Genomic DNA, 26930 nt, shown 5'->3' with positions numbered 1-26930 from the left:
GCATGATGAGCAAAGTGATAAGCGTGGCCACCGGGAGCAAGGAGGCTGTGCACGACATCACCGGCGAATGCCTCAGTTTCCTGCGAGACATCGGGGCGTCCGACGGATTGCTCAACCTCTTCGTTCCGCACGCGACCGCCGGTCTCGCGCTCATAGAGCTCGGCTCCGGCAGTGACCAAGACCTCTTGTCCGCGTTGAGCGAATTGCTCCCGGCGGACGATCGGTGGGCACACGCACACGGATCCCGCGGCCACGGCCGCTCCCACGTCATGCCGGCGTTCATCGCGCCGTACGCCACGATCCCGGTCATCGACGGGAAACCGGCGATGGGCACCTGGCAATCGGTGGCTGTGGTCGACCTCAACGTGGACAATGTCGTGCGCAAGGTGCGACTCAGCTTCATCACCGGGGGTTGAGAGAAGTGGCCGGGTTCGCTCACTTGCGGGTCAGACACTTGCGCACGGGGCGGTCCGCCGTGTGAACTGTCCGGCAATGCCGCACCCGGAGGGTCGGGCGGTAAACAACATGGGCATGTTTGACATTCGCGGCCCACAACACAGGGAGGACGTTCGTGAGCGCGACCGCGGGTCAGGCGCAGAGCAGCCTGGCCGAACGGCTCGGCATCAAGCCGAACCAGGTGGTGCAGGAGATCGGCTACGACGAGGACACCGACCAGGAGCTGCGCAGCTCCATCGAGTCGGTCTCGGGTAGCGAGCTGGTCGACGAGGACTACGGCGACGTCGTCGACGTCGTGCTGCTGTGGTGGCGCGAGGACGACGGCGATCTGTTCGACGCCTTGTCCGACGCACTCACCACACTGGCGGACGGCGGCCACATCTGGCTGCTCACGCCGAAGGCGGGGCGCGAGGGCCACGTCGAGCCGAGCGACATCCTCGAGGCCGCCCAGCAGGCCGGACTGTCGCAGACCAAGAGCATCAGCGCGGCCCAGGAGTGGTCGGGCACGCGTCTGGTGTCGCCCAAGGCACGGCGTTGACCTTTCCCGCCGAGGAACGGACCGTGCGGAGAGAGGGCTGACGGACGTGTGAGGCGTGTCAGCCCCCGGGGGTTCCCTCGATCCGCCGATGCGCCGGGTGGCAGACTGGCGTACGGCCAGACTCGGCGAGGAAGGGTGTCACCACATGGCGGTTGAGGTCGGCGAATCCGCACCGGACTTCGAGCTCAAGGATCAGCACGGGACCCCCGTGCGGCTGTCGGACTTCCAGGGGAAGAAGACCGTCGTTCTGGTCTTCTACCCGCTGGCGTTCAGCGGCGTGTGCACCGGCGAGCTCTGCACGATCCGCGACGAGCTGCCCACTCTGGGCGGCGACGACGTGCAGGTCCTCGCGGTGTCGGTCGACTCGATGTTCTCGCATCGGGCCTGGGCCGACCAGGAGAACTACCAGTTCCCGCTGCTGTCGGACTTCTGGCCGCACGGTGCGGTGGCCAAGGCCTACGGGATCTTCGACGAGGACCGGGGCGTCGCGACGCGCGGCACCTACATCATCGACAAGACCGGTGTCGTTCGGTGGAAGGTGGAGAACGCCATCCCCGACGCCCGTGACCTCGACGAGTACCGCAAGGCGCTCGGCGACATCGCTTAGTCTCCTGTGGCCGGGCCCGCACGGGCCCGGTCCCGGATCCCACCGGAGGCGCCATGCCCTGCTACCGCTGCGGGGCCCGGCAGACGGACCCGGATCGCGGCCCCAGTCCCTGGCGACGGGGAGTCCGCGCGGATCGGCAGGTCCTGATCTGCCCCGGCTGCCAGCGCGGCCGGGACTGGGCCCGGGAGCTCGATCACTGCACGACCTGCGGGGCCACCATGCTGGTGTGCCGCCTCGGCGAGGTCGAGTGCCGTGCCTGCGGGCAGGTACGGGCCGTCGAACGGGCGCCTGAGACGCCGGTGTCCCCCTCCGACAGTCCGGGGCTGTCCGAAGAGGTCGCCGCCGCGCTCAGCCGCTTGCTGGGGAGCGACCCCACCCCCTGATCCACTCTGGCCGCCGGCCGATCGTCCTGGTCGCCGTGCCGGCCGCCGCCTGATCCCGAACGCCTCCGGCGCGGGACCCGCCATGCGATCAACCAGGCGCCTTTTGATCAGATGATGTGATCAAAGCCCCAGTCACCCGCATTTAACGAAATGTCAACCTGCGGTATGGCATGATCCTTCCGCTCCTGTGACGGGCGATCGCAGGGCTGAGGGGGAAGAGCGTGGCGGGGAGCCCTGCGCGAACGATCGCGGGTCTGGCGGCTGCGGCGACATGTGTCGGACTTCTCGGCATCGCCGGCCCCGCAGGGGCCGGCCAGCAGCGGACGCTCCCGGTCCGGGCCGGGTTCGTCCAGGTCGTCGCCCACCCGGACGACGATCTCCTCTTCATGTCCCCGGACCTGACGAACGACCTCCGCCGCGGCGAGAGCGTCACGACGGTCGTGCTCACCGCGGCCGAGGGCCACGCCGGGATGAATGACACCCACGACGCCCTCGCGTACGTCGCGCAACGTCGCCAGGGGCTGCACGCCGCGTACGCCGCCATGGCCGGCGTCGCCGACGGCTGGTCGGTCGAGACGGTCCGCTCCGGTCGCGTGAACATCGAGGTGCACACGCTGACGGCGCGCCCGAACGTCCACCTGGCGTTCCTCAGCCTGCCCGACGGCCGCGACCCCCGCGTCCACATCGGCAGACGGGCGGTCGCCCAGCTCGAGGCCGACCGCGGCTCGACCAAGTGCGCCTCGACCGTGACGCCGCCGTTGTCGCCGTACGCCCACTGCTACACCCACGCCGACGTCGTCCGTGCCCTGGTCACCCTGTTCCAGCGGTACCGTCCCACGGTCGTGCGGACGCAGGACCCGTCGCCCGACCGGCGCTACACCGCCGACCACACCGATCACAAGGCGACGGCTCAGTTCGCGACCGAGGCGGTCGCCGCGTACGGCCGGCCCGTGGCCCAGGTCGACTACCGCGACTACAACCTCAGCGACACGCCGGTGAACCTCGGCAGGGCCGCGTCGACCGCCAAGCAGCGCTTCTTCGCCGACTACCGGGCCGACGACTACCGGATCAACCCGGAGGCCAAGAACTTCGCGTCCTGGCAGCTGCGCATGCGCTACCGCTGGCCCCGGGGAGCCTCCTGGACGACCCGCGCGGACGACGGACGACTGCAGGCGTTCGCGGTCCTCTCCGGCCGGCTGTACACGTGGTGGCAGACGCCCACCGGCTGGTCCGGGCCGGCCTCGCTCGGCGGCAGCGGCCTCGCGCCCTCCATCGCCACGGCGGACGGCCAGGTCTTCGCCCGCCGGGGCGGTCAGATCGTCGTCGCCCGCCCCCGCTTCACCGGCGGCAGATGGACGGCCACCTGGACCGGACTCGGCGCCGCGACGGGCACCCCCGTGGCCGTGCCCGGCCGTACCGGCCGCCCCGCCCTGTTCGTCCGGAACGCCAAGGGCGGCGTCAGCGTGAGGTGCCAGGTCACGGACGGATCGTGGACCTCGTGGCAGGAGCTGCGCGGCCCCGCCGCCGGGACCGCCCGCAGGCGTGCCGCGGCGCCCTCCTCCCCCACGCCCCGCAGGACCGTCCGGCGCGGTTCCCCGTCGGCGCCGACCACCCCGAGCACGACCCCGACGCCGAGCGCCTCGCCGTCGGCGCGCCGTCCCATCCTGCCCTCCCTCCCGCTGCCCCGCGCGAGCACCACCCCGGCGCCCGGCCGCACACCGGCGACCCCGCGGACGACCCCGCGCAGCGGCGTCCCCGCCTCCCCCCGGCACACCGCGGTTCCCCGGAAGACGGCCGCCGCGGCGCCCGCCCGCAAGCGCCCCCGGGTCGTCCTGCCCGGCCGGGACGTCCAGGACGGCATGGACGCCGTCGGCGGCAGCGCGGGAATCGAGCTGTTCGCGCCGACCCGTACCCAGGTGCTGCAGTGGCGGCAGGGCCGGGGCTGCACCTTCGTGTACGCGGGCGCGGTCCCCGGCGTACGACCGGGCGGCCCCATCACCGCGACCCGTGACGCCGACGGCAACCCGACCCTCGTGTACGAGGAGGCGGGCACCACGTCGATCCGCCAGGCCAAGGAGACCGGCCGTACGTGGAGCGGCCCCGCCACTCCGCTGCGGGCGGTGTTCCACGAGACCGGCGAGGTTCCGGTGCCGACCGGCAGCCGCGTCCCGCCGCCCGCCCTGCCGCTCCCGCCGATCGGCGTCCCCATGGTCGCCACCGACCGGACCGGCCAGGTGTACGCCCTCGCGCTGGCCGAGGACGGCCTCCTGTACGTCACGTCCCGCGGCCCCGCCGGCATCTACGGCCCCTGGCGTCCCGTGGCCTGATTCCGTTTCGCGAGCAGGGGGAAGATCCCGGTAGGCTGTGGCGCGCCGGGTCCTTCCGGCAGCGGGCGCATAGCTCAGTGGTTAGAGCACTGGTCTTACAAACCAGGAGTCGCTGGTTCGAATCCAGCTGTGCCCACCCTGTCATGTCTCAGGACATCGGAACGACCCCGGACCTTCATTGGGTTCGGGGTCGTTCGCGTTGTGGGCCGGGTGGACGACCCGCGCCTGCCCGTCAGCCTGTCGGTAGACCGATCTGGTCGCGTTCGAGCACGGAGCGGAGCTCCGCGAGGGCCTGCGCGGCGGCCGACGCCGACGAACTCCCGAGGACGCCTCCGATCAGTTCGGCCAGCCGCTCGGTGAAGGTTCCCTCCGCCGCATCGACGAGTCGCAGGCCGTCGTCCGTCAGGGCCAGCAGTGATGACCGGCGATCCGATGGGTTCGGTTGCCGCACGATCCATCCCTGTCTCTCCAGGCGGTCGGCGCCCTTGCTGATCGCCCCGATTCCGGCGGCGAACTCGGCGGCGAGGTCCGCCACCCGGGACCCGGGGTGGTCGCGGAGGTAGCGCAGGAACTCGAACTGGGACGTGACGATCCCGTGCCGCTCGCGAAGACGGTCGTTCAGGGCGTTGTAGAGACGCGTCTCGCACCGGACGAGGTCGCTGAAGAAGCCCGGGAGGTCGACCGGGCCCCCGCTTGACTTGTATGCCACGGCATATAGTGTACCGGCATGCACTTGCGATGGAGGGGACCATGAGCAGGAAACAGCGAGCGGAGATCGACGCGATGTTGCGGCGCCCCCGCCCCGAAGGCCATCAGTCGGTGGAGGAGATCCGAGCCGGATTCAGGGCGATGATGGCCGAGATGATCGTCCCGCTCGGGATCCGCACCTCGTCCACGACGCTCGGCGACCGGCCCGCGCTGCTCGTCGAGCCGGTCGACGGCCCCCGCGCCGGAACGATCCTGTACTTCCACGGTGGCTCCTATGTGGTCGGCTCGCCCGAAACGGCGCTGTCGCTGACGGGGAACCTGGTGGTCCGGACCGGATACCGGGCCTTCTCGCTGGACTACCGGCTCGCTCCCGAGCACCCGTTCCCGGCCGCGATCGAGGACGCCCTGAGCGCCTACCGCGCACTTCTCGACAGTGGTGAAGATCCTTCGATGATCGTGTTCGCCGGAGACTCCGCCGGCGGTGGACTCACCGTCACGACCTGCCTCGCCGCCCGCGACGCCGGCCTGCCCATGCCCGCCGCGCTCGTGGCGTTCTCCCCCGGGCTCGACGCTACCCGGACGGGAGAGAGCATGGACGCCAAGGCGGGCATCGATCCGTTCTTCACGCGCGAGTCGCTGGAACAGACCGCGGCCATGTACCTCGTGGGACAGGACCCGCACCAGCCCCTGCTCAGCCCGGCCGTCCTCGCCGACCTGGCCGGTTTCCCGCCGATGCTGCTGCAAGCGGGCACCAACGAAGTGCTCCTGGACGACTCCACACGCACGGCCGCGCGCGCGAGGGCGGCGGGAGTGGACGTCGTCCTGGACATCACCGCCGAGGTGCCCCACGTGTTCCAGGCGTTCGCCGGCGTTCTTGATGAGGCCGACGAGGCACTGGATCGCGCGGCCCTGTTCCTCAGCCAGCACCTCCGCGTCCGGGACACCGCGGATACGCCGGGGCGGCCGAGGAAACGATGACACGAACCATCACCGTCGTCACTCCGGCGCATCCGCCGAACGCGCCGTTCTTGAGCGAAGCGTACGAATCACTATGCGCCCAGGTGCTTCCGCGCGGCTGGGATTGGCAGTGGGTCGTCCAGGAGGACGGCGAAAGCGGTCTGATCGAGTCCGCGCTTCCCGAGGACCCGCGTATCGCTTTCGGCACCACTCCGACCAGCGGCCCGGCGGTGACCCGTACGACCGCGCTGGCTCACGGCACCGGAGAACTCGTGCGCAACCTCGACGCCGATGACCGCCTGCTCCCCGGCGCGCTCTTCCGGGACATCGCATTGCTGGCGGACAGACCGGAGATCGGCTGGACCGCGTCTCGGGCGCTCGACCTTCTCCCCGAGGGAACGACCAGGAACCACGAGGAGAACGATCTTCCAGAAGGCGTCATCGAGCGTGGGGCGGTCCTGCGCGCCTGGGAAGAGCAGGGGTGGATCCTCCCGTTGGTGCCGGGAACCCTCTGCATACGGCGTGACCTCCTGCTCGCGCTCGGCGGGTGGATGGCGCTCGACACCTCTGAGGACACCGGGCTGGTCATCGCGGCGAACGCCGTGGCCGACGGGTACTTCATCGGGGAGCCGAGCATGCTCTACCGACAGCACCCGCACCAGACCACCGCGCAGGACTTTCACACTGACCCGCGCAGAAAGCACCAGAGGCGACTGCTCATCATCGAACGAGCGAAGGCGCTCACCTCGCTCGGCGACCGGTGCCCCTGAGACCTTCCGACTCTGGGGCCGTGGCCTGGTGCCCGCGGCGACCGCCGGGCCGGGACGTCTCGGCCGCCGGGCCCGCGTAGCATCTGCACGTGCGGATCGGGCGTTCTGGAAGGGATCTCGGTGGCTGACGCCGATGATGTGCGCCGGTTGGCGCTGGCTCTGCCTCACGTGGTGGAGATCGACAGTGACGGCTTCGACTTCCGGGTGGCCGGCAAAGGGTTCGTCTGGTCCTACCCCGAGCGCACGCCTGGGAAGCCGCGCCTGATCCGAACCGATATCGCGGTGCTCTTCGTCGGCGACGAGGCCGAGAAGCAGGCTCTCCTGCTCGGTGAGCCCGACGTCTTCTTCACCGCGCCCGGCTACGACAACCTGCCCTTGGTGATGCTGCGCCTGGCAGAGGTGGACTTCGAACGTCTGAGGGAGCTCGTGACCGACGCGTGGCGGATGCGCGCGCCGGATGATCTGGCCGCCGACCTCGATGAGGCGGACGAGCCGAGGCCGGCCCTCGGGGGAACCTGACCCGCGGTCATGCCTGTCCTGAACCGGACAGGATGCGATCCTTCGGGGGCCCCGGAGCGTCGTAGTACTCATGAAGAAGCTTCTCGCCGCCACGGCCGTGACCGCGGCGGTCGCCGCCGTGCCCGCCGTCGCGTACGCCCGGACCGGCGGCAAGCTGCCGACCTGTACCGCCACGTTCGTGGATCATCCGGAGAACGCCTCGCCCGCGTGGGCGCTCGATGACTTCACGCGAACGACGACGTTCGAGCCGGGCGACACCGACGGCACGTGGAAGGTGCACATCCGCGACCGCGGGAAGTTCACGACGATCCCGGGGACCACGTCCGACAGCGGCGACCCGATCCAGACGAAGGTGACGGGGTCGTTCCGTGGCGACGGCGACTACACGGTGACGAGTGCCGCCGGACCGCAGTGCGCCGACACCGAGCACTACGAGGGCACGGCCGGTCCCGCGACCGCGCAGTGGCCGCTGCACTACTTCGCGGCGGACGCCGGCGCTGCCACGAGCGGCATCGACCCGTGGCGGTGGGTGTACCGGACGTACTGTGAGCGCATGGTGGAGGACAGCCGGTACCCCAAGGTGGACGGCCACATCACCGGGAAGGACTGCCCGAGGCCGACACCGACGCCCACGCCGACGGATTCGGCTCCGGAGCCGTCCCCGTCGGAACCGGAGCCCTCGGCGAGTGAGACGACGCCGAGCGAGGAGGACACATCGTCTCCGGCGACCGAGGCTCCCGCGGCGTCTCCGGTGAAGAAGCAGCCGCACTTCACCGGCTGACCCTGTTCGGTCAGTCGAGGCGGAGGGCGCCGGCCAGGAGGTCGGAGACGTGCGGGGTCGCGCGGGAGTAGTCACGGGGCGGCGCGATCTCCTCCAGCAGCGCGGCCTGCCGGATGCGGTCGATCCGGAAGATCCGTGGCGCGTCGCGGAGCCGGCACCAGCCGATGAGGTGCCAGTCACGGGCGCCTGCGACGAACGCGGCCGGTTCCACCTCGCGCTCGGTCCGCGTGCCGTCGCGGCCGGTGTAGGCGAACCGGACGACCCGGCGGGTGGCGACCGCCTCCTCCACGACCGCCGCGGCGGGCACCTCCGGGGCGCCGTCGAGGATCAGCCCGCGGATCCGCTCGGCCAGTCGCCGGTCCTCCGGGCCCTCCGCCGCGGACATGGCCGCGACCATCTTGAGCAGGGCGGTACGGCCGGAGGAGGCGAAGGGCGACGCGCCGTCGCGGCCCACCGCGGTGGCCAGGGCCACGGCCTCGGCCGGGGAGAGAACGACCGGCGGCAGGGTCCCGACGGTGTCCAGGAACCAGCCGGTTCCGGCCGCGTCGGCCTTGATGGGGACGCCGGCCTCGCGCAGCTCCTCGACGTCCCGCTCGATGGTCCGCTCGCCGACTTTGAGCCGCCCGGCCAGCTCACCGGCGCTGAAGGATCGGGGGGCGCCCGCACGAAGCTCCTCGACCAGGGCGAGCAAGCGGTCCGTACGGGTCACGAAACCGACCGTAGATCATTGGTCGGCCGATTCAAGCTGACGCGCCGGTTCGGTCACGGTATCGCCAAGGCCGTACGGAACGGCGTCATGGATCCGCTCGGGAGCGCAATGGCGGCCCCGGTGCGGACTCGGCCGGACGTACCGGAATGATCTGAACCGGTTCCCCCGAGAGAGAGGCGAAGGACGTTGCTCGCGGTTTCGATGGACACGGTGCGTGTCTTCCTGCACGTTCTGGCGGCGACCGTCTGGGTCGGCGGCCAGCTGACCCTGGGGGCACTGGTCCCCGCCCTGCGCGGCTACGAGGGCGTGACCAAGGTCGCGGCGCGCCGTTTCAACATGGTGGCGTGGCCCGCGTTCGCGGTGCTCGTCCTCACCGGCGTCTGGAACATCGTCGCGCTCGACCACCCGAGCGACGACTACCGGATGACGCTGAACGTCAAGATGGTCTTCGTGGTGCTGTCCGGCGTGGCGGCATTCCTGCACATGCGCGCCACCTCGAAGCGGGGGCTGGCGATCTGGGGCGCCCTCGGGGCGCTCGGCGCGCTGGTCGCCCTCTTCTTCGGCGTCCAGCTCGGCTGACCTCCGCGCCGGGCGCTACCGCGGCGCGCCGGAGATCGCGCCCGGCGGAACGAACGCGCCCGCGCGGTCGTCGCCCGGCCGGACTCCGCCGTCATCACTCGCCCGCCGCCCAGTAGGACGGCGGGCGGCCGTACCGTTCGATGACGCGCCGGCGCAGGCCGGGGTCGTCTCGCGGCACCGGTTCCAGGAAGACCTCGTAGACGTCCGGGTGGCTCGCGCGCAGCTCCTCGCTGAGGCGTACGCAGGCGCGCTCGACGTCGGCGGCGCCGAGGTCGTCGCGGAAGTCCAGCCTGGCGCAGACGAGCACCTCGCCGGTGCCGACGGTCATGGTCATCAGGTCGACCAGCGCCTCGATCTCCGGCGCGGTCATGAGGAGGCGTTTCACCCCCTCCAGGATCCTCGGCTGGGCCTGCCGGCCGATGAGCAGGTCGAGGTTGGTCCGGCCGAGGAGGAACGCCGCCACCGTCAGCACGACCCCGATGAGCAGCGAGGCGACGCCGTCCCAGACCGCGGAGCCGGTGACCTGGTGCAGGCCGAGGCCGGCGGCGGCGAGGAGGAGGCCGATCAGCGCGGCCGAGTCCTCGTAGAGCACCGACTTGGTGGTCGGGTCGTCGGTGCTGCGCAGGAACGCGAGGAGCGACTGCCCGTCCGCGCGGGCCCCCTGCCGGGTCTGCCGGAACGCCTGCCGCCACGAGATGGACTCCAGCACCGCCGACACGGCCAGCACCAGGTAGCCGACCAGTGCGTTCTTGCGCTCGGCCTCCCCGCCCAGGATCGCCTGCGCGCCCTGGACGAAGGCGAACAGCGCGCCCATGCCGAAGATGCACACGGCCACGAGCAGCGACCAGATGTACCGCTCGGTGCCGTGCCCGAACGGGTGCCGCCGGTCGGCGGGTCGCCGGCTCCGGCGCAGCGCGGTGAGCAGGAGGACCTCGTTGGCGGTGTCGGCGAACGAGTGCCCCGCCTCCGAGGCCATCGACGCCGAGCCGGTGATCACCGCGGCCACCGTCTTCGCGAGCGCGATGCCGAGATTGGTCGCGAGCGCGAGGACGACGGTCAGCCGGCTCTCCTGCTGTTCCTGTTCCTCGACCACCTGCTCAGGGTTTCACGGGCCGACTCGCGTCACGGAACCGGACGTCCGATCACCGACGAGCCCACGCCGAGGACCGCCTCGGCGGCGGTGGCCAACTGGATCAGCCGCTCGAGCTCGGTCTGGTGGAACGGCGGGGCGGCCACGCGCGCGAGCAGCAGCGTCTGCCGGGACCGGCCGACCGGGACGAACGCGTAGCGGATCCCGTCGACGCCGGTGAACGCGCGGGCGCCGGACACGGGGACGACCGGCAGTGTGAGCGGATCAGGGGCCTGCCAGCTCGCGTGCACGACGAGCCCGTCCTGGTTCAGCATCGCGGCCCAGTCGCCACCGAAGATCTTGGGAACGGCCTCGACGAGGGCGACGACTCCGTTCGGCGGGTTGGCGGCGATCTGGCCGACCACCTCCACGTCGGAGAAGACGCCGGGCGCCTCGTGGGTCTGCCAGACGCCGTCGACCTCGACACCGCGGACCGAGACGAGGGCGTCGCAGAGGACGTCGAGTGACGCGCCCTTGGGCCACGAGACGGTGATGTCGTCGACCGCCCGGCCTCCGGAACGTTCCAACACAACGACCTGCACGATGTCGGCACCTGCGGCACCCAGCGTACGGGCGACCGTACCGAGCGATCCGGGTCGGTCCGGCAACCTGAGTCGTATCCGCAAAAGCGGCATACTGCTCACCTCCTGGACGAACAGGCTGCCATAGTCACGTTTCAGACATGTTGCCTGCGGATATCGGCCTCCGCATCCGGATCGGCAGGCGCGCTCCGGCGGCGGGCATGCGACGGCCCGAAGTCCGTTTCAGCGGGCGGGACCCCGCAGAGGCAGGCGTACGACGGCGCGAAGGCCGGGCGACGCGTCCTCGAGGTGGGCGTCGCCGCCGTGGGCGCGGGCGGTCTCGCGGACGATGGCCAGGCCGAGACCCGCGCCGCCCTCATCGCGGCTCCGGCCCTCGTCGAGGCGGGTGAACCGGGCGAACACGCGTTCGCGGTCGGCCGGCGGGATGCCCGGACCGTCGTCGCAGACGCAGAGCTCGGCCCGCCGGCCGGCCCGCGCCACGCGGACCCGTACGCCGGTGGCCGCGTGTCGCATCGCGTTGTCGACCAGGTTGTCGAGCAGGCGCGTAAGGCCCTTCACGTCGCCGTGAACGATCACCGGTTCACCGGCGTCCACGGTGACGGGAACCCGCGCGGCGGGATGGCGTTCCCCCGCCGCCCGGGCCAGCGCGGCCAGGTCGACGGCCTCGCGCGCCGCCGGCCGGACCCCGTGCTCGTCGAGCCGGGCCAGTACGAGCAGGTCGTCGGCGAGGCGGGAGAGCCGGAGCGTGTCGGCGAGCACGCCGGCCGCCGTCTCGGACCACCGCTGACCGTCCGGGTGGTCCAGGGCGACCTCCAGCTGGGCCCGGATACTGGCGAGCGGGCTGCGCAGCTCGTGGGCGGTGTCGGAGACCAGCGCCCGCTGCCGGGCCTCGGCGCGTTCGAGCCGGTGCAGCATGTCGTTCAGGGTGACCGCGAGGTCGTGCACCTCGTCCCGCGCCTCGGGGACGGGCAGCCGGCGGGACCGGGCCGTGCCGCTGATCTCCTCGGCGCCGCGCCGCAGCTCGGTGATCGGGCGCAGCGCTCCCCCGATCACCAGCCAGCCGGCCGTGCCGAGGAGGACCAGGAGGATCGGCGCGCCGATCACCAGGATCCGCGAGACGGTCTTGAGGCCGTCCTGTACCTGCTCGAACGAGGTCGCGGCGATGACCGTCTCACCATCGTCGGCCGGGAGGGCCACCACGCGCAGCACGGCGGGCATTCCGTAACCGCGCCCGTCCAGGAATCGGGCGCGGCCGTCGCGACGCGCCGCGGCCAGGGTGTGGGCGTCCAGGAGCGGGACGAGACGGTCGGCGCCCGGAGACGCCGCGCGGATCCGGCCCGTCGGGTCGACCACCTGGATCGTCATCGTGCCGCCGGCCGTCAGGATCGGATCGGGCAGCCGATTCGCGTTGATCAGGGTGACGACGTCCGAGGCGCTGCGCCGGGTGGAGGAGTCCAGCGTCGCGAGCATCGAGTGCCCCACCGCGAAGGCGAAGAGGCGCGCCAGGCCGAACAGCGCGAGCGCCAGGGCGGCGGCGGAGGTGAGGACCAGCCGGGCGCGGATCCCGCGTCTACGCCACCACCGGAGTGGGCCACGCCGCTCGGTCGGGCGCCGCGTGCGACCGGCCGCGGCCTTCGATCCGTCCGGACGGTCGCGGCGCCGTGGCGCGGGGTCAGCCACCGTCGCCGACCAGCAGGTATCCGGCGCCGCGCACGGTGCGCAGGGCGGTCCGGCCGAACGGCGCGTCGATCTTGCGACGGAGGTAACCGACGTAGACCTCGACGGTGTTGAGGTCGGTGCCGTCGTAGTCCTCCCACACGTGTTCGAGGAGCTCCGTCTTGGAGATCACCTCGTCGGGCCGCCGGATGAGGTACTCCAGCAGGGCGAACTCGCGCGGCGTCAGCTCGATCTCCGCGTCTCCGCGGCGTACCTCGCGGCGGGCCGGGTCGAGCCGGAGGTCACCGACGGTGAGGACGGTGGGCCTGCGGGTCGGGCCACGGCGCAGCAGGGCGCGGAGCCGGGCGGCCAGGACGACGTAGGAGAACGGTTTGGTGAGGTAGTCGTCGGCACCGAGGTCCAGACCGTCGGCCTGGTCGTACTCCCCGTCCTTGGCCGAGAGGATGAGAATCGGCACCCAGTTCTGCTCCTGGCGCAGCCGTTCGCACACGCGGTAGCCGGACAGGCCGGGCAGCATGATGTCCAGCACGATCGCGTCGTAGCCGCCCTCGCGGGCCAGGTGCAGACCGTCGACGCCGTCGTGCGCCAAGTCGACGACGAACCCCTCGGCCTGCAGCCCGCGGCGCAGCGCGTCGGCCAACCGGCGCTCGTCCTCCACCACGAGAACCCGCACGCCCGCCTCCTTTCGGCCCGTCCCAGCATGACGGGGTTCACCGACTCACGACGTCGTGCGCAGGGATGAATCGGGATACCTCCCGAGACGTACGGCTTTCTCAGCGTCCACACAGGAACGGATTGGCAGTGTTGCGGACATTGGAAACGAGCAGGGGGTCTCGATGGCATCCACGTTCAAGAATTCGCGCGCCATCCGATGGGCGGTGCCCGTCGGGGCGATCGCCGTCGTCGGCGCGGCGGCCGGCGCCGGTCCGGTCATCGCCGCCGCACAGGGCAGGCCGTCGCTGCCGCCGAAGACCGCGGCGCAGCTCCTCACCGCCGTCCAGGAGGCGCGTCGTTCGGGGAAGGTCCAGCCGTTCTCCGGCACGGTCGTCGAGAACGCGTCTCTCGGGCTTCCGGCGCTGCCGGGCATCGGTAGCGGCGGCACCTCGCTGATGAGCCTGTTGTCCGGGTCCAACACCGCACGGGTCTGGTACGGCGACGAGAAGCACGTACGGCTGGCGCTGCTGGGCACCGGCAGCGAGACCGACCTGATCCGCAACAACCAGGACGTCTGGGAGTGGAACAGTGAGGCGAACACCGCGACGTACCGGCGGGTCGCCGACAAGCCGGGAAGGCCGGAGAAGGCCGCGCCGACGGAGACGCCGCTGACGCCCCAGCAGGCCGCCGACCGGGCGCTGGCCGCGATCGACAAGACCACCGAGGTACGGGTCGACCCGACGGCTCGCGTCGCCGGACGGGACGTCTATGAGCTGGTCCTGACCCCGAAGGACGGGCGATCGCTGGTCGGCCGGGTGCGGCTGGCGCTCGACGGCGACACGTACGTCCCGCTGCGGGTGCAGGTGTTCGCGCGGGGTGCGAACAGCCCGGCCGCGCAGATCGGGTTCACGTCCGTGACCTTCTCCAAGCCGGCCGCGGCGAACTTCTCCTTCACGCCGCCCTCCGGCGCGAAGGTCGTGCGCCCCGACACCTCCAAGCCGGCGCCGGGTGCGAAGATCCCGGGCGGGAAGATCCCGGACGGGAAGGGTCCGATCGCGAAGACCCTGCCGGGCAGGGCGCAGCCCGGTGGCCGGTCGGCCGACTCGTCGACGATCGGCAGCGGCTGGACCGCGGTGAAGCGGCTGACGCTCCCGCAGAACAGCGGGCAGCCCGGCCCGAAGGACCAGCGGGCCGGGGTCCTGTCCGCCCTCCAGAAGGCCGCGACCCCGGTCAGCGGATCCTGGGGCAGCGGGCGGCTGCTGCGCACCAAGCTCGTCTCTGCCCTGCTCACCGACGACGGCCGGGTGTACGTCGGAGCCGTCACCCCCGATGTGCTCGAGCAGGCGGCGGCGCACAAGTGACCGCGGCCACCGAAGCGGGGGCGCCGGTCGCGGCGCCCCCGTCCCCCGCCGAGGGTCAGGCGATCGCCACACGTGGCCTGACCAAGCGGTTCCGCGGCGGCCAGCTCGCCGTGGCGGACCTCGACCTGACCGTCCCCCGCGGGTCGGTCTTCGGTTTCCTGGGCCCCAACGGCTCGGGAAAGACCACCACGATCCGGATGCTGCTCGGGCTGATCTCACCGACGTCCGGCAGCCACACACTGCTCGACGTTCCGATGCCGGACGGCTGGGCGACCGCGTTGCCGAAGGTCGGGTCGCTGATCGAGGGGCCGGCGTTCCACCCGCACCTGTCGGGCGCGGCGAACCTGCGCCGCTGTGACGCCGCCGACCGCACGGCCGATCCCGGCACCTCGCGCCGTCGGATCGGGGACGCGCTGGAACGCGTCGGGCTGACCGCCGCCGCGAGCAAGCGCTACAAGGCCTACTCGCTCGGCATGAAGCAGCGGCTGGGGATCGCGGCGGCGCTGCTGCGCCACCGGGAGCTGCTGATCCTCGACGAGCCGACGAACGGCCTCGACCCGCAGGGCACGCGGGAGGTCCGCACCCTCATCCGCGAGATCGCCGCCGACGGCACCACGGTGTTCGTGTCCTCGCACCTGCTCGCCGAGATCGAGCAGGTCTGCACGCACGTCGCGGTGATGCGCACCGGCCGGCTCGTCGCGCAGGGCTCCCTCGACGAGCTGCGGGCGGGCGCCGGCGTCCGGATCCGGGTGGAGACGCCGGACACCGGCTCGGCGCGCGGCGTGCTGACCGGACTGGGCCTCACCGACGTACGCGGATCGGACGACGAGGTGAGCGCGGAGCTGGGCGGGATGGCGCCCGAACGGGTGTGCGCGGAGCTGGTCGGCGTGGGCGTCGCCGTACGCGGGCTGGCGGTGGTACGGCCGAGCCTGGAGGACATGTTCGTCGAGCTCACCGGGGAGGGCTTCGATGTCGACGGCTGACCTGTCACGGCAGACCGACCGGCGGGCGATCGCCGGGACGACGGACCCGCCGACGCCCGCGTCCGCCCGCTCGGAGGCCGGGACGGGATCCGCCGGCTCCACGCTCGGGCTGCGGCTGTTCGGCTCGGAGCTCGGGCTGGTGTTCCGGCGACGGCGCAACCAGGCGCTGCTCGTCCTGCTCGGGGCGATCCCCGTGCTGGTCGGCACGGCCCTGAGGCTGAGCACACCGCGCCCCGACGACGGCGGTCCGCGGCTGGTCGCCCAGGTCACGGGCAATGGCGTCTTCCTGACGGTCGGCTCGCTGTTCTTCGTGCTGCCGCTGATCCTGCCGTTGGCCGTCTCGGTCGTGTCCGGAGACGCGATCGCCGGAGAGGCCGGCACCGGCACCCTGCGATACCTGCTGGCCGTCCCGGCGGGGCGCACCCGGCTGCTGCTGGTCAAGTACGTCTCGTCGGTGGTCTTCTGCGTGGCCGCCGTCGCGACGCTCACCGCGACCGCGCTGGTCACGGGGCTGCTGCTGTTCCCGGTCGGACCGGTGACGCTGCTGTCCGGCTCGACGGTCTCCCTGGGGGCCGGGACGCTCCGGTTGCTCCTCATCGCGCTGTACATCACCGCGGGCGTCGCCACGCTCGCCGCGATCGGCCTGGCGGTGTCCACGGTGACGGACAGCCCGATCGCCGCGATCACGACGACCGCCGTCCTGCCGGTGTTCAGCCAGGTGATCGACGCGGTGCCGCAGCTCGGATGGGCGCACCCCTACCTGTTCAGCCACTGGTGGTACAGCTACGACGACCTCCTGCGGGCGCCGATCGTCACCGACCACATCACCCGCGGGCTGCTGACGTTCGCCGCCTACACGCTGGTCTTCGGCTCGCTGGCGTGGGCGCGGTTCACGAGCAAGGACATCACCTGCTAGCCCAGGCGAGGAGGTCCTCGGCGGCCATGGTGTTCACGATCCGCGCCGGGTCGACGCCGCAGCGGGCGGCCCGCTCGCATCCGTACGGCTGCCAGTCGAGCTGACCGGGGGCGTGCGCGTCGGAGTCGATGGAGAACCGGCAGCCCGCCTCGACCGCCAGCCGCAGCAGGCGCTTCGGCGGGTCGAGGCGCTCCGGCCTGCTGTTGATCTCGACCGCGGTCTCGTTCGCGGCGCACGCGGCGAACACGCGCTCGGCGTCGAACTCCGACTCCGGCCGCTTGTTCCCGCGCCGGCCGCCGCCCTGGACGATCCGCCCGGTGCAGTGCCCGAGCACGTTGACCCGGGGGTTAGCGACGGCGGCGAGCATCCGCCGGGTCATGTCCGGGCCCGGCATCCGCAGCTTGGAATGGACGCTGGCCACGACGACGTCGAGTTCGGCGAGCAGCGCCGGGTCCTGGTCGAGCGACCCGTCGTCGAGGATGTCGACCTCGATGCCGGTGAGGACGCGGAACGGCGTGAGCCGCTCGTTCAGCGCGGCGACGATCTTCAGCTGCTCGCGCAGGCGCTCCGGGGACAGTCCGCCTGCCACCTTCAGCCGCGGCGAGTGGTCGGTGAGCGCGATGTAGTCGTGGCCGATGCCGATCGCCGCCTCGGCCATCTCCTCGATCGGCGAGCCCCCGTCGGACCAGTCCGAGTGCGTGTGCAGGTCGCCGCGGAGCGCGGCGCGCAGGGCCGCGGCCGCCTCGTCGATCGGGATCCCCTCGGTCGCCTCGAGACGACGCAGGTACGTCGGCGTCTCCCCGCGCAGCGCCTCCCCGATGACCAGCGCCGTCACCGTGCCGACGCCGGGCAGCGCCTCCAGCGTCCCGGCCCGCGCCCGGGCGGCCAGCTCGTCGGCGGAGGTCCGCTCCACCGTCTCGGCGGCCCGCCGGAACGCCCGCACCCGGTACGTCGCCTCGTGCGCCCGCTCCAGCAGGAACGCGATGCGCTTCAACGCCTCGATCGGCTCCATCCCCCACTCCTACCCGCCCCACGAAGGCCACCCCCTACCTGGTTGACGCGCTCCTCAGCCTGAGGGGCTGGGATTCAGTCCGTGCCGCGTCATGCGGCACCTCTGTGGCTTCCTGCTTCAACGGGCATGCCACCGGGGTGGGTGGTCTTACCTGCCCTCCGCAGGCGTTTAGCCTCTCCGCCCGTCCGGCGGCGAGAATGTTCTTGGCCGCATTCACATCCCGGTCGTGGACCGCCCCACAAGAACAGGCCCACGACCGGACCGAAAGCGGCATCGCTGCTTGCAGCGTCCCGCAGGCTGAGCACCGCTTGGAGGAGGGGTACCACCGGTCGATTCGATGGACGGTCCGTCCATACAAAGCAGCTTTGTACTCCAGCATGGCGAGGAAGGACGACCAGCCGGCATCGTAGATACTCTTGGCCAGCCGGGAGCGCGCCAATCCCATGATGGCCAGGTTCTCCACGTAGATCGCTTGGTTGTCGCAGATCAGCTTCGTGGATAGCTGGTGGTGGAATTCTCGGCGTGCGTCGGTGACCTTAGCGTGCTGGCGGGTAACCGCTAGGCGGGCTTTCTCACGGTTGTTCGATCCGATCTGTTTTCGGGCCAGCGCCCGCTGCAGGAATTTGAGCTTCTTTTCCGCACGGCGGAGGAACCGCGGTGAGTCGATCTTCCGCCCGTCCGACAGGACCGCGAAGTGTCCCAGCCCCAGGTCGATTCCGGCCTCGGCCTCGACCGGCTCAAGGGGTCGTTCGTCGGTCTGAACCACGAACGAGGCGAAGTAACGTCCGGCTGCGTCCTTGATGACCGTGACCGACGATGGTTCGGCGGGCAAGCTGCGGGACCAACGGACCACCACGTCACCGATCTTTGGCAGGCGCAGCCTCCCGCCCCGTGTGATCGCGAAACGGGCATTTTTGGTGAAGCGGATCGCCTGCCGACCCTTCTTCGACCGGAACCGGGGAGGTGCGACCTTCGGCCCCTTTCGCTTCCCCAGCAGGGAGGCGAAGAAGTTCCGGTAAGCGGCGTTCAGGTCGGCCAGTGCCTGCTGCAACACCACGGCCGACACCTCACCCAACCACGCCCGCTCAGGCGTCTTTTTCGCCTCCGTGATCACCCGCTTGGACAACTCCCCGTCGCCGATGTATAGCGACCCGGCCGCATGGGCGTTACGTCTTGCATGCAGTCCGTCATTGAACACCACTCGGGCACACCCGAACGCCTTGGCCAGCGCGATCCGCTGTGCCGGGGTGGGGTTCAAACGGTAGGAGTATCGTAACTGCATACCACCGCACCCTACCGCGTCATGCCCTTCTGTATGGAGTCTTTCGAGCATCTTTCCAACTCTGGCGCTCGGAAGCTGTGTCAGACGAGCGTCCGGCTACCCAGCCATACCTGAGTAGCATCCGCGAATCAGTCCGCAGGGGTACGAGGCGGACACCGGCGGGCCCGTACGCTCGGCCCATGGCCGGTGGACGACGTGCGGGGATCTCCGGTGCCCTGGGCCCGATGTTCGCCGTCTTCGTCGGGGGCCGCACCGATCCACCGATGCCCAGGCCTCGTCGCCGGCTGAGGATCGGCCCGGTCCACCTCGCCGACGCGGTGGACCCGGCGCTGGCGCTGATCCTGGCCGTCAGCGGGTACGCGCAGCTGCAGTCGCCGCATCCCGAGTCCGGCGGTCCGGCCTCTCCGATCTTCCTGACGCTGGTGGCCTTCGGCGGCGTGGTCCCGCTGCTCATGCGCCGCAGCCGCCCGCTGGTCGCCTGGCGGGTGGCCCTGGGGATGATGCTCGTCACGGCCGTCGTCATCCATCCGCGCGCGGGGTACGGCGTGCCGTACCTGCCGGCGCTCGGCATCGCCTACCTGCTGTGCCTGTACTCGCTGGCGGTGCGCTGCGAGCGTACGGTCACCGCCGGCGCCATGGTGGTCTCGGCGCTCGGCTGCGTCCTCCTCGATCCGCCGACCAAGGCGCTCGCGCTGCTGTGCGCGGTTCCGATCCTGCTCGGCTACACCGTGCGGCTCCGCCGTACGGCCCGGCAGGCGCTCGCCGAGCAGGAGGCCCGGCACGAGGCGGAGACGGCCGTGCTGCAGGAGCGGCAGCGGATCGCCCGTGAGCTGCACGACGTCGTCGCCCACCACATGTCGGTGATCGCCATCCAGGCGGAGGCCGCCCCGTACAAGGTCGCCGACCCGCCGCCGGAGCTGGCCGAGAGCTTCGCCGACATCCGCGCCAGCGCGCTCGAAGGACTCACCGAGCTGCGCCGGATCCTCGGCGTGCTGCGCACCGATCCCTCGGCGCAGACCGCGCCGCAGCCGGGCCTGGAACGCCTGGACGAGGTCGTCGCCTCGGCGCGCGCCGGCGGGCTCAGCGTCGAGACGGCGGTGACCGGGGAGCCGCCGGTCCTGCCGGGCGGAGTCGGGTTGTCGGCCTACCGGATCCTGCAGGAGTCGCTGAGCAACGCGATGCGGCACGCGCCGGGCGCGTCGGTGCGCGTGGAGATCGGCTATGAGCCGGACGTGCTACGGCTCCGGGTGCGCAACGGGCCGGGCACCGAACCGGTCCGGGTGGTGCGGGCGGGCGGCGGTCACGGCCTGGTCGGCATGCGCGAACGGGCCACGATGCTCGGCGGTGAGCTCGGCGCGGGCCCGGCCGCCGACGGCGGCTTCGTCGTGACGGCGGCCCTCCCGCTGGAGCCGAACGCCCCCGAGGAAAGGGACTCATGAGCATCCGTGTGGTCATCGCCGACGACCAGGGAATGGTGCGATCCGGCTTCTCGATCTTGCTGAACGCCCAGCCGGACATCCAGGTCGTCGGCGAGGCCTGCAACGGGGAGGAGGCCGTGCGCAAGGCCGCCGACCTGCGGCCCGACGTGGTGCTGATGGACGTGCGGATGCCGGTCCTGGACGGTCTCGCGGCCACCCGCCGGATCACCGAACGGCCCGGCCACCCCGGCATTCTGGTGCTGACGACGTTCGACCTGGACGACTACGTGTACGAGGCCCTGCGCGCCGGGGCCAGCGGGTTCCTCCTCAAGGACGCCTCGGCGGGGGAGTTGGCGGACGCGGTGCGCGTGGTCGCGGCGGGCGAGGCGCTGCTGGCGCCGACCGTGACCCGGCGGCTGATCGCGGAGTTCGCGCGGATGGGCGCGCCGAAGGCACCGGACCGCAGACGGCTGGAGGGCCTGACGGACCGGGAGACCGAGGTGCTCGGCCTGGTCGCGCGCGGCCTGTCCAACGCCGAGGTCGCCGAACGCCTCGTCGTCGCCGAGCAGACGGTCAAGACGCACGTCGGCCGGATCCTGATGAAGCTGGAACTGCGCGACCGCACCCAGGCCGTGGTCTACGCGTACGAGACCGGACTGGTGCGCCCGGGCGAGTGACCCCCGCCCGGATGAGTCACCGGTCCGGCCGTCATCCTCCCCCTACCGGGGATGTACGCGGCAAGTGCGGTCCTCAGGGGGACGCGGGTTACAACGGACGATTCGTAGCTTCCTGATCACTCGTTGATCAGGGAGGACGGGCCCGTGAAGAAGCGCCGGGCGGCACTCGCCGCCATCGCCGTCGGCGGCATCATGCTCACGACCGGGGCCGCCGGCGGCCGCCCCTCCGTGTCGCCGCCCGTACAGCCGCTGCCCGCGCTGACGTACCGCGCGCTCACCGCGCGGTACGCGGCGGAGCGGCAGGCCATCGAGGCCGCCGCCCGGCGCGACCCCCGGCTGACGCCGCTGGCCGCGCCGGGCCGTACGTTCATCGCGTTCGACCCGCGCGGCCGGGCCGTGGAGGTCGTCGGCGACCTGGCCGCGGCCCGGCGGGTGGCGATCCTGGTCCCCGGCTCGGACACCACGCTGCGCGATTTCGACTCGCGGGGCACGGCCTCCCCCGGCGGCGGGGCGCGGGCGGTGCTGGCCGAGGCCCTGCGGATCGACCCGCACGCCCGGCTGGCCGTGCTCGCCTGGCTGGGCTACGGCGCGCCGCGCACCATCAGCCTGGACGTCGCGACCACCGGCCGCGCCGACCAGGGCGCCCGCGCCCTGCGGCCGCTCGTGAACACCCTGAACGCCCACGGCGTCGCGGTGAGCCTGCTGTGCCACAGCTACGGCTCGGTCGTCTGCGGCCGGGCCGCCCGTCACGTCGACGCGACCGACATCGCGGTGTTCGGCAGTCCCGGGATGGCCGTCTCGTCCGCGGCGGCGCTGCACACCCGCGCGCGGGTGTGGGCGGGCCGCGCGTCCGGCGACTGGATGGCGTACGTGCCGAAGGTCCGGGTGCTCGGGCTGGGCTTCGGCGCGGACCCGACGGGCCGGGGTTTCGGCGCCCGCGTCTTCGCGGCCGGCGCCGGCGGCCACGGCGACTACCTCCGGCCGGGCGGGATCGCCCTGCGCGACCTGGCGCTCATCGCCCTCGGCCGCGACACGGAGGTGTCCCGTGTGCGCTGAACGCCTCCTCCGCCCACGCCCGGCGACGCGGCCCCCCGTGACCGCCGAACGCGCCCTCCGGCCACGCCCGGCGACGCGGCATCCCGTGACCGCCGGTATCGGCCGCCGCCGGCTCGCGCCGCGCCCCGCGACGGAGGTGTCCCGTGACCGTTGAACCCGCTCTCCGTCCACGCCCGGTGCCCGAGCCGGACGGGCTCCCGCGACGCGGGTCGTTCGGCGCGCTGGCCCGGCGCCTCGACGCCGCGACACCGGAGCATCGTGACCGGGCCGTGGACGCGCTGCGGGCGTTCGCCATCCTCGGCGTCGTCCTCGGGCACTGGCTGGTCACCGCGCTCGTCGTCTCGGCCGCCCCCGGAGACGGCCGCACGTGGAGTGCGCGCAGCCCGCTGTCCTTCATGCCGTCGCTGGCCCCGGTGTCCTGGGCGTTGCAGACGCTGGCGCTGTTCTTCTTCGTCGGCGGGTACTCGGCGGCGAGGAGCCTGCGCCGCCCCCAGCGCACCGTCGGGTGGGTCCGCTCCCGGCTGGTGCGGCTGGGCACGCCCCCGGCGGTGCTGGTGGTGGCCTGGGTGCCGCTCACGCTGCTGCTCGCGGCGACCGGGACGGACCCGATGCCGCTGGTCCGTCTCATGTACAGCCCGTTGTGGTTCCTGTGCGTCTTCATCGGCCTGACCGCGCTCACCCCGCTGCTCGCTCGCTGCGGGCCGTACGCCGCGGCGGTCGCGGCGGCCGTCGTGGGCGGCGTCGACCTGGTCAGGTTCGGCCTGGACGGGCCCGCCTGGCTCGGCTGGCTGAACGTGCCCGCCGCCTGGGCGGTGCCGTACCTGCTCGGCATCGCCTGGGCGAAGGGCCGGCTCGGCTCGCGGCGTACGGCCGTGGCCCTCCTCGTCGGCGGTGCGGCGGCCGCGGTCGCGCTCGTGGCGTTCGCCGGGTATCCGGCGAGCATGGTCGGCCTGCCGGGCGCACGGGTGTCCAACCTGAGCCCGCCGACGGCGGTCGCGGTGGCGTTCGGGCTCGCGCAGGTCGGCGCCGCGCTGCTCCTGCACGACCGGCTGGCGCGCTGGATGCGGCGGCCTCTCGCCTGGGCGCCGGTGGCGCTGGCGAACCTGTCGGCGATGACGGTGTTCTGCTGGCACCAGACGGCGTTCATGCTGGTGACGATCGTGACCAGGCCCTTCGGTAGGCTGCCCGGACTGCACGACGTCCCCGACCACTGGAGCTGGATCCCGGCCCGGATGGCGTGGCTGCCGGCGTTCGCGTCGGTGCTGGCCGGGTGCCGGGCGGTGTTCCAGCGGTTCGAGGGTACGAGCGTGACACGTGGGCGGAGGCGGTGCCGCCGGCACGACTGATAGGTGGGAGGCTGTTCGGGTGAAGAAAGACCTCGACATCCGCGAGCAGACCACCGAGCGGCTCGAACAGGCGATGGGGGCGCTGGGCACCGCCGCGACGGCCAGCATGGAGGAGCGCCTGCCGTGGTTCCGTGCGATGTCGGCGGAGTACCGCTCGTGGGTCGGCCTGGTCGCCCAGGCGGGCATCGCCGGGTTCGTCGAGTGGTTCAAGCACGAGGAGAAGATCCGGCCGGCCATCGCCGGCGAGGTGTTCGGCACCGCGCCGCGCGAGCTGATGCGGGCCGTACGGCTCCAGCAGACCGTGGAGATCGTCCGGGTCGTCATCGACGTCGTCGAGGCGCAGGTGAACGAGCTCGCGGCCCCGAGCGGCGAGACGCAGTTGCGGGAGGCGATCCTGCGCTACACCCGAGAGGTCGCCTTCGGCGCGGCCCAGGTGTACGCGCGGGCGGCGGAGACCCGCGGCGCGTGGGACGCCCGGCTGGAGGCCCTCATCGTCGACGCGCTGCTACGCGGCGAGGTCGACGAGTCGCTGCACTCGTGGGCCGCCGCGCTCGGCTGGGCGTCGACGTCGGTGGCCGTCATGGCGGGCAACACCCCCGAGGACGAGCCCGAGGCCATCATCGACGACATCCGCATCGCGTCCCGCCGGGCGCGCGTCGACGTGCTCGCCGGGGTGCAGGGCAGCCGCCTCATCGTCATCGTCGGGGGCGTCGAGGACGACCCCCTCGCCGCGGCCAAGCCGTTCACGTCCAAGTTCGGTCCGGGCGCGGTGGTGATCGGGCCGCGCGTCGACGACCTGTACGCCGCGACGATGTCCGCGCGGGCCGCCCTGGCCGGCCTGCGGGCCGTGGCGGGCTGGCCGGACGCGCCCCGGCCGGTGTTCGCCGGCGACCTGCTCGCCGAGCGTGCCCTCGACGGCGACCCGGACGCGCGGGCGTTCCTGGTGGAGGAGGTCTACGAACCGCTGCGCGTGGCCGGGGCCCCGCTGCTCGACACGCTGACGACCTACCTGGAGCAGGGCTCGTCGCTGGAGGCCACCGCGCGGCTGTTGTTCGTGCACCCCAACACGGTGCGGTACCGCCTGCGCCGGGTCACCGAGCTGACCGGATACGTCCCCGCCGACGGCCGGGCGGCGTTCACTCTCCGCATCGCCCTGGTTCTCGGGCGTTTCGCCGACCGGCCCCTTTCGTTGTGACGGCCCCGGCGTCGCCTTGTAGGACCCTCACAAGGCTCGCCGCCGGAGATTCGTACCTCACCGCATGAACATGGCGGAGTCCTACAGTGCATGGTTGAGTGCGTGCTCGTCATCGCCGCGCCCGGGCAGGGCGCCCAGACCCCGGGATTCCTCAACGCCTGGCTCGAACTGCCGGGTGTCGCCGACCGTCTCGCGTGGTGGTCCGCCGTCACCGGACTCGACCTGATCCGCTACGGCACCACCGCCGACGCCGATGAGATCCGCGACACCGCCGTCGCGCAGCCTCTCCTGGTGGCCTCCGCGCTCGTCGCCTACGAGGCGCTGGGCGTGCGGCCGGACGTGACCGCCGGGCACAGCGTGGGCGAGCTCGCCGCCGCGGCGATCGCCGGTGTCATCTCCCCCGAGTCCGCCATGGTGCTCGTGCGGGAGCGCGGCCGGGCGATGGCCGAGGCCGCCGCCGTCACCGAGACCGGCATGACCGCCGTGCTCGGCGGCGACGCCGAGGAGGTCCTCGCGACGATCGAGAAGCACGGCCTCACCCCGGCGAACGCCAACGGCGCCGGCCAGGTGGTCGCGGCCGGCACGAAGGAGCAGCTGGCCGCGTTCGCGGAGGCGCCGCCCGCCGGCGCGCGGCTGCGTTCGCTGTCGGTGGCCGGAGCCTTCCACACGCATCACATGGCCCCCGCGGTCGACACGCTGCGGCGGATCACCCCGGGCATGCCGGTGGCCGACCCCGTCACCCGGCTGCTCTCCAACCGCGACGGCGCTGTCGTGGACCACGGCCCCGACTTCGTCGCCCGTCTCGTCGAGCAGGTCAGCGCGCCGGTGCGCTGGGACTCCTGCATGGCGACGATGGCGGACCTCGGCGTCACGGCGATCATCGAACTTCCCCCTGCGGGTACTCTCGTCGGTCTGGCCAGGCGCGCGCTCCCCGACGTGGAGCGGGTCGCACTGAAGACGCCCGACGACCTCGACAAGGCGCGCGCCCTCGTCCAGCAGGAGACGCGCGCCGGCGACGACACTTTGGAGAACGCGTGACGTCATTCCAGCTTCGCACCGGCGCCCCCGGGGCGCGCATCCTCGCGTTCGGCCACTACCAGCCGTCGAACGTCGTCACCAACGACGACCTCGCCAAGACGGTGGACACCAACGACGAGTGGATCCAGAGCCGCGTCGGCATCAAGCAGCGCCGCATCGCGGGCCCGGAGGAGTCGGTCGTCGACATGGCCGTCCAGGCCGGCGGCAAGGCCCTGGCGAGCAGCGGCCTGTCCCCGGAGGACATCGACCTGGTCATCGTCGCCACCTGCACGCAGGAGGCGCAGATCCCCAACGCGTCGGCGCGCGTGGCCGACCGGCTCGGCATCGCCGCGCCCGGGGCGTACGACGTGAACGCGGCGTGCGCGGGCTTCTGCTACGCGCTGTCCAACGCCTCCGACGCGGTCCGCGCCGGCTCGGCGCGCAACGTGCTGGTGGTCGGCTCGGAGAAGCTGTCGCAGTGGGTGGACTGGACGGACCGTTCGACCTCCATCATCTTCGCCGACGGCGCCGGCGCCGCGGTGGTGACCGGTTCGGAGGAGGCCGCCGTCGGCCCCGTGGTCTGGGGCAGCGCCGGTGACATGGCCGACCGGATCTACATCAAGGACCGCACCAGCTTCCTGTTCCAGGAGGGGCAGGCCGTCTTCCGGTGGGCGACGACGGCCCTGCACCCCATCGCGCGAGAGGCGTGCGAGCGCGCGGGCGTCGACCCCTCCGAGCTCGCCGCCTTCATCCCGCACCAGGCGAACCTGCGCATCATCGAGGCGATCGCGCGTAAGCTCAAGGCCGAGAACGCCATCGTCGCCGACGACATCGTCAACGCCGGCAACACCTCGGCCGCCTCGATCCCCCTGGCGTTGTCCCGCATGATCGAGCACGGTGACGTGCCCTCCGGCGCGCCGGCCCTGCTGATCGGTTTCGGCGCCGGCATGACCTACGCCGCGCAGGTGGTCCGGATTCCGTAGCCGGGCCGCTCGCGCGCGTTCGTCCCCCTGAACTCCCTTCGAAGCACACATCGCAACACAGGAAATGGAGAAATACCCCATGGCTCTTTCCGAGAAGGAGATCCTCGAAGGCCTCGGCGAGATCGTCGAGGAGATCGCGGGCGTCGACCCGTCCGAGGTGACCCCCGACAAGTCCTTCGTCGACGACCTGGACATCGACTCCCTGTCGATGGTCGAGATCGCCGTCGCCGCGCAGGACAAGTTCGGCGTCGAGATCCCCGACGACGAGCTGAAGAACCTCAAGACGGTCAAGGACGTCGTCGTCTACGTGCAGAACAAGGGCGTCTCTGCCTGAAGTCGAACAGCAAG

29 protein-coding genes and 1 tRNA gene are annotated in these 26930 nt (G+C 72.0%); 22 read left to right on the top strand and 8 right to left on the bottom strand.

Annotated elements, in window-relative coordinates:
* Positions 1-2: 2 nt before the first annotated feature.
* From ABD978_RS34500 to ABD978_RS34475, 6 genes are all read left to right on the top strand, one after another.
* On the top strand, positions 3-416 hold the full coding sequence (locus ABD978_RS34500; RefSeq protein WP_345364102.1) for a secondary thiamine-phosphate synthase enzyme YjbQ: 414 nt from the start codon (positions 3-5) through the stop codon (positions 414-416).
* 155 nt (positions 417-571) lie between these two features.
* Positions 572-994 carry a DUF3052 domain-containing protein gene (locus ABD978_RS34495; protein ID WP_345364100.1) on the top strand — a complete coding sequence of 141 codons (423 nt, stop codon included), beginning with the start codon at positions 572-574 and terminating at the stop codon, positions 992-994.
* A gap of 145 nt (positions 995-1139) precedes the next feature.
* The gene (locus ABD978_RS34490) at positions 1140-1601 is read left to right on the top strand and encodes a peroxiredoxin (RefSeq protein ID WP_345364098.1); all 462 of its coding nucleotides are present in this window, start codon (positions 1140-1142) and stop codon (positions 1599-1601) included.
* A gap of 53 nt (positions 1602-1654) precedes the next feature.
* On the top strand, positions 1655-1984 hold the full coding sequence (locus ABD978_RS34485) for a hypothetical protein (RefSeq protein ID WP_345364096.1): 330 nt from the start codon (positions 1655-1657) through the stop codon (positions 1982-1984).
* Positions 1985-2205: 221 nt separating this feature from the next.
* Positions 2206-4311 (top strand): PIG-L family deacetylase, encoded by a 2106-nt coding sequence (locus ABD978_RS34480; RefSeq protein WP_345364094.1) that lies wholly within the window; start codon positions 2206-2208, stop codon positions 4309-4311.
* 63 nt (positions 4312-4374) lie between these two features.
* Positions 4375-4447: transfer RNA gene (locus ABD978_RS34475), tRNA-Val, on the top strand.
* 96 nt (positions 4448-4543) lie between these two features.
* On the opposite strand, the gene ABD978_RS34470 is transcribed toward ABD978_RS34475, so the two are convergent.
* Positions 4544-5020: a MarR family winged helix-turn-helix transcriptional regulator gene (locus ABD978_RS34470; protein ID WP_345364092.1), complete on the bottom strand. Its 477-nt coding sequence runs from the start codon at positions 5018-5020 to the stop codon at positions 4544-4546.
* A 41-nt stretch (positions 5021-5061) separates the two neighbouring features.
* On the opposite strand from ABD978_RS34470, the gene ABD978_RS34465 reads away from it, so the two are divergent.
* From ABD978_RS34465 to ABD978_RS34450, 4 genes are all read left to right on the top strand, one after another.
* Complete coding sequence (locus ABD978_RS34465) at positions 5062-5997, top strand: alpha/beta hydrolase (protein WP_345364090.1); 936 nt, start codon at positions 5062-5064, stop codon at positions 5995-5997.
* On the top strand, positions 5994-6746 hold the full coding sequence (locus tag ABD978_RS34460; protein WP_345364088.1) for a glycosyltransferase family 2 protein: 753 nt from the start codon (positions 5994-5996) through the stop codon (positions 6744-6746). The genes ABD978_RS34465 and ABD978_RS34460 overlap by 4 nt, the downstream gene beginning before the upstream one ends.
* Positions 6747-6866: 120 nt before the next feature.
* Positions 6867-7265, top strand: a complete 399-nt coding sequence (locus ABD978_RS34455) for an MmcQ/YjbR family DNA-binding protein (protein ID WP_345364086.1) — start codon at positions 6867-6869, stop codon at positions 7263-7265.
* A gap of 70 nt (positions 7266-7335) precedes the next feature.
* Positions 7336-8046 (top strand): hypothetical protein, encoded by a 711-nt coding sequence (locus ABD978_RS34450; protein ID WP_345364084.1) that lies wholly within the window; start codon positions 7336-7338, stop codon positions 8044-8046.
* A gap of 10 nt (positions 8047-8056) precedes the next feature.
* On the opposite strand, the gene ABD978_RS34445 is transcribed toward ABD978_RS34450, so the two are convergent.
* On the bottom strand, positions 8057-8755 hold the full coding sequence (locus ABD978_RS34445; RefSeq protein WP_345364082.1) for a helix-turn-helix transcriptional regulator: 699 nt from the start codon (positions 8753-8755) through the stop codon (positions 8057-8059).
* Between the two features lie 201 nt (positions 8756-8956).
* Here ABD978_RS34445 and ABD978_RS34440 point away from each other — a divergent pair, with 201 nt between their 5' ends.
* The gene (locus ABD978_RS34440) at positions 8957-9334 is read left to right on the top strand and encodes a hypothetical protein (RefSeq protein WP_345364080.1); all 378 of its coding nucleotides are present in this window, start codon (positions 8957-8959) and stop codon (positions 9332-9334) included.
* 94 nt (positions 9335-9428) lie between these two features.
* Here ABD978_RS34440 and ABD978_RS34435 read toward each other — a convergent pair whose 3' ends face one another.
* From ABD978_RS34435 to ABD978_RS34420, 4 genes are all read right to left on the bottom strand, one after another.
* The gene (locus tag ABD978_RS34435; RefSeq protein WP_345364078.1) at positions 9429-10427 is read right to left on the bottom strand and encodes a cation diffusion facilitator family transporter; all 999 of its coding nucleotides are present in this window, start codon (positions 10425-10427) and stop codon (positions 9429-9431) included.
* A 29-nt stretch (positions 10428-10456) separates the two neighbouring features.
* The gene (locus tag ABD978_RS34430) at positions 10457-11005 is read right to left on the bottom strand and encodes an amino acid-binding protein (RefSeq protein WP_345364076.1); all 549 of its coding nucleotides are present in this window, start codon (positions 11003-11005) and stop codon (positions 10457-10459) included.
* Positions 11006-11227: 222 nt separating this feature from the next.
* Complete coding sequence (locus tag ABD978_RS34425; RefSeq protein ID WP_345364074.1) at positions 11228-12685, bottom strand: sensor histidine kinase; 1458 nt, start codon at positions 12683-12685, stop codon at positions 11228-11230.
* Positions 12678-13355 carry a response regulator transcription factor gene (locus tag ABD978_RS34420; RefSeq protein ID WP_345364072.1) on the bottom strand — a complete coding sequence of 226 codons (678 nt, stop codon included), beginning with the start codon at positions 13353-13355 and terminating at the stop codon, positions 12678-12680. The genes ABD978_RS34425 and ABD978_RS34420 overlap by 8 nt, the downstream gene beginning before the upstream one ends.
* 163 nt (positions 13356-13518) lie before the next feature.
* On the opposite strand from ABD978_RS34420, the gene ABD978_RS34415 reads away from it, so the two are divergent.
* Genes ABD978_RS34415 through ABD978_RS34405 form a run of 3 tightly spaced genes read left to right on the top strand, consistent with a single transcriptional unit; the run spans position 13519 to position 16596 of the window.
* On the top strand, positions 13519-14697 hold the full coding sequence (locus ABD978_RS34415; RefSeq protein WP_345364070.1) for a LolA family protein: 1179 nt from the start codon (positions 13519-13521) through the stop codon (positions 14695-14697).
* On the top strand, positions 14694-15680 hold the full coding sequence (locus tag ABD978_RS34410) for an ABC transporter ATP-binding protein (RefSeq protein ID WP_345364068.1): 987 nt from the start codon (positions 14694-14696) through the stop codon (positions 15678-15680). The genes ABD978_RS34415 and ABD978_RS34410 overlap by 4 nt, the downstream gene beginning before the upstream one ends.
* Positions 15667-16596, top strand: a complete 930-nt coding sequence (locus tag ABD978_RS34405; RefSeq protein ID WP_345364066.1) for an ABC transporter permease — start codon at positions 15667-15669, stop codon at positions 16594-16596. The genes ABD978_RS34410 and ABD978_RS34405 overlap by 14 nt, the downstream gene beginning before the upstream one ends.
* Here the strand turns inward: ABD978_RS34405 and ABD978_RS34400 are convergent.
* Positions 16586-17608: a PHP domain-containing protein gene (locus ABD978_RS34400; RefSeq protein ID WP_345364064.1), complete on the bottom strand. Its 1023-nt coding sequence runs from the start codon at positions 17606-17608 to the stop codon at positions 16586-16588. The genes ABD978_RS34405 and ABD978_RS34400 overlap by 11 nt on opposite strands.
* 34 nt (positions 17609-17642) lie before the next feature.
* On the bottom strand, positions 17643-18890 hold the full coding sequence (locus ABD978_RS34395; RefSeq protein WP_345364062.1) for an RNA-guided endonuclease InsQ/TnpB family protein: 1248 nt from the start codon (positions 18888-18890) through the stop codon (positions 17643-17645).
* 179 nt (positions 18891-19069) lie between these two features.
* Here ABD978_RS34395 and ABD978_RS34390 point away from each other — a divergent pair, with 179 nt between their 5' ends.
* From ABD978_RS34390 to ABD978_RS34355, 8 genes are all read left to right on the top strand, one after another.
* Positions 19070-20329, top strand: coding sequence for a sensor histidine kinase (locus tag ABD978_RS34390; RefSeq protein WP_345364060.1), 1260 nt, complete (start codon positions 19070-19072; stop codon positions 20327-20329).
* Positions 20326-20985, top strand: a complete 660-nt coding sequence (locus ABD978_RS34385) for a response regulator (RefSeq protein WP_345364058.1) — start codon at positions 20326-20328, stop codon at positions 20983-20985. The genes ABD978_RS34390 and ABD978_RS34385 overlap by 4 nt, the downstream gene beginning before the upstream one ends.
* 144 nt (positions 20986-21129) lie before the next feature.
* Complete coding sequence (locus ABD978_RS34380) at positions 21130-22041, top strand: alpha/beta hydrolase (protein ID WP_345364056.1); 912 nt, start codon at positions 21130-21132, stop codon at positions 22039-22041.
* Positions 22042-22184: 143 nt separating this feature from the next.
* On the top strand, positions 22185-23387 hold the full coding sequence (locus ABD978_RS34375) for an acyltransferase family protein (RefSeq protein ID WP_345364054.1): 1203 nt from the start codon (positions 22185-22187) through the stop codon (positions 23385-23387).
* Positions 23388-23460: 73 nt separating this feature from the next.
* Entirely contained in the window at positions 23461-24582 is a 1122-nt protein-coding gene (locus ABD978_RS34370) for a PucR family transcriptional regulator (protein ID WP_345364184.1), read from the top strand.
* Between the two features lie 102 nt (positions 24583-24684).
* Positions 24685-25620 carry an ACP S-malonyltransferase gene (locus tag ABD978_RS34365; RefSeq protein ID WP_345364052.1) on the top strand — a complete coding sequence of 312 codons (936 nt, stop codon included), beginning with the start codon at positions 24685-24687 and terminating at the stop codon, positions 25618-25620.
* Positions 25617-26582 carry a beta-ketoacyl-ACP synthase III gene (locus ABD978_RS34360; protein ID WP_345364050.1) on the top strand — a complete coding sequence of 322 codons (966 nt, stop codon included), beginning with the start codon at positions 25617-25619 and terminating at the stop codon, positions 26580-26582. Before ABD978_RS34365 ends, ABD978_RS34360 begins: the two co-directional genes overlap by 4 nt.
* 79 nt (positions 26583-26661) lie before the next feature.
* Entirely contained in the window at positions 26662-26916 is a 255-nt protein-coding gene (locus ABD978_RS34355) for an acyl carrier protein (protein WP_345364048.1), read from the top strand.
* The last annotated feature ends 14 nt before the right edge of the window (positions 26917-26930 follow it).

Origin of the sequence: Actinoallomurus liliacearum (assembly GCF_039542035.1) — a bacterium.
GTDB classification, from domain to species: domain Bacteria; phylum Actinomycetota; class Actinomycetes; order Streptosporangiales; family Streptosporangiaceae; genus Actinoallomurus; species Actinoallomurus liliacearum.
The sequence above is the reverse complement of the archived record's forward strand: the minus strand, read 5'-3'. Positions and strand labels throughout refer to the sequence as shown.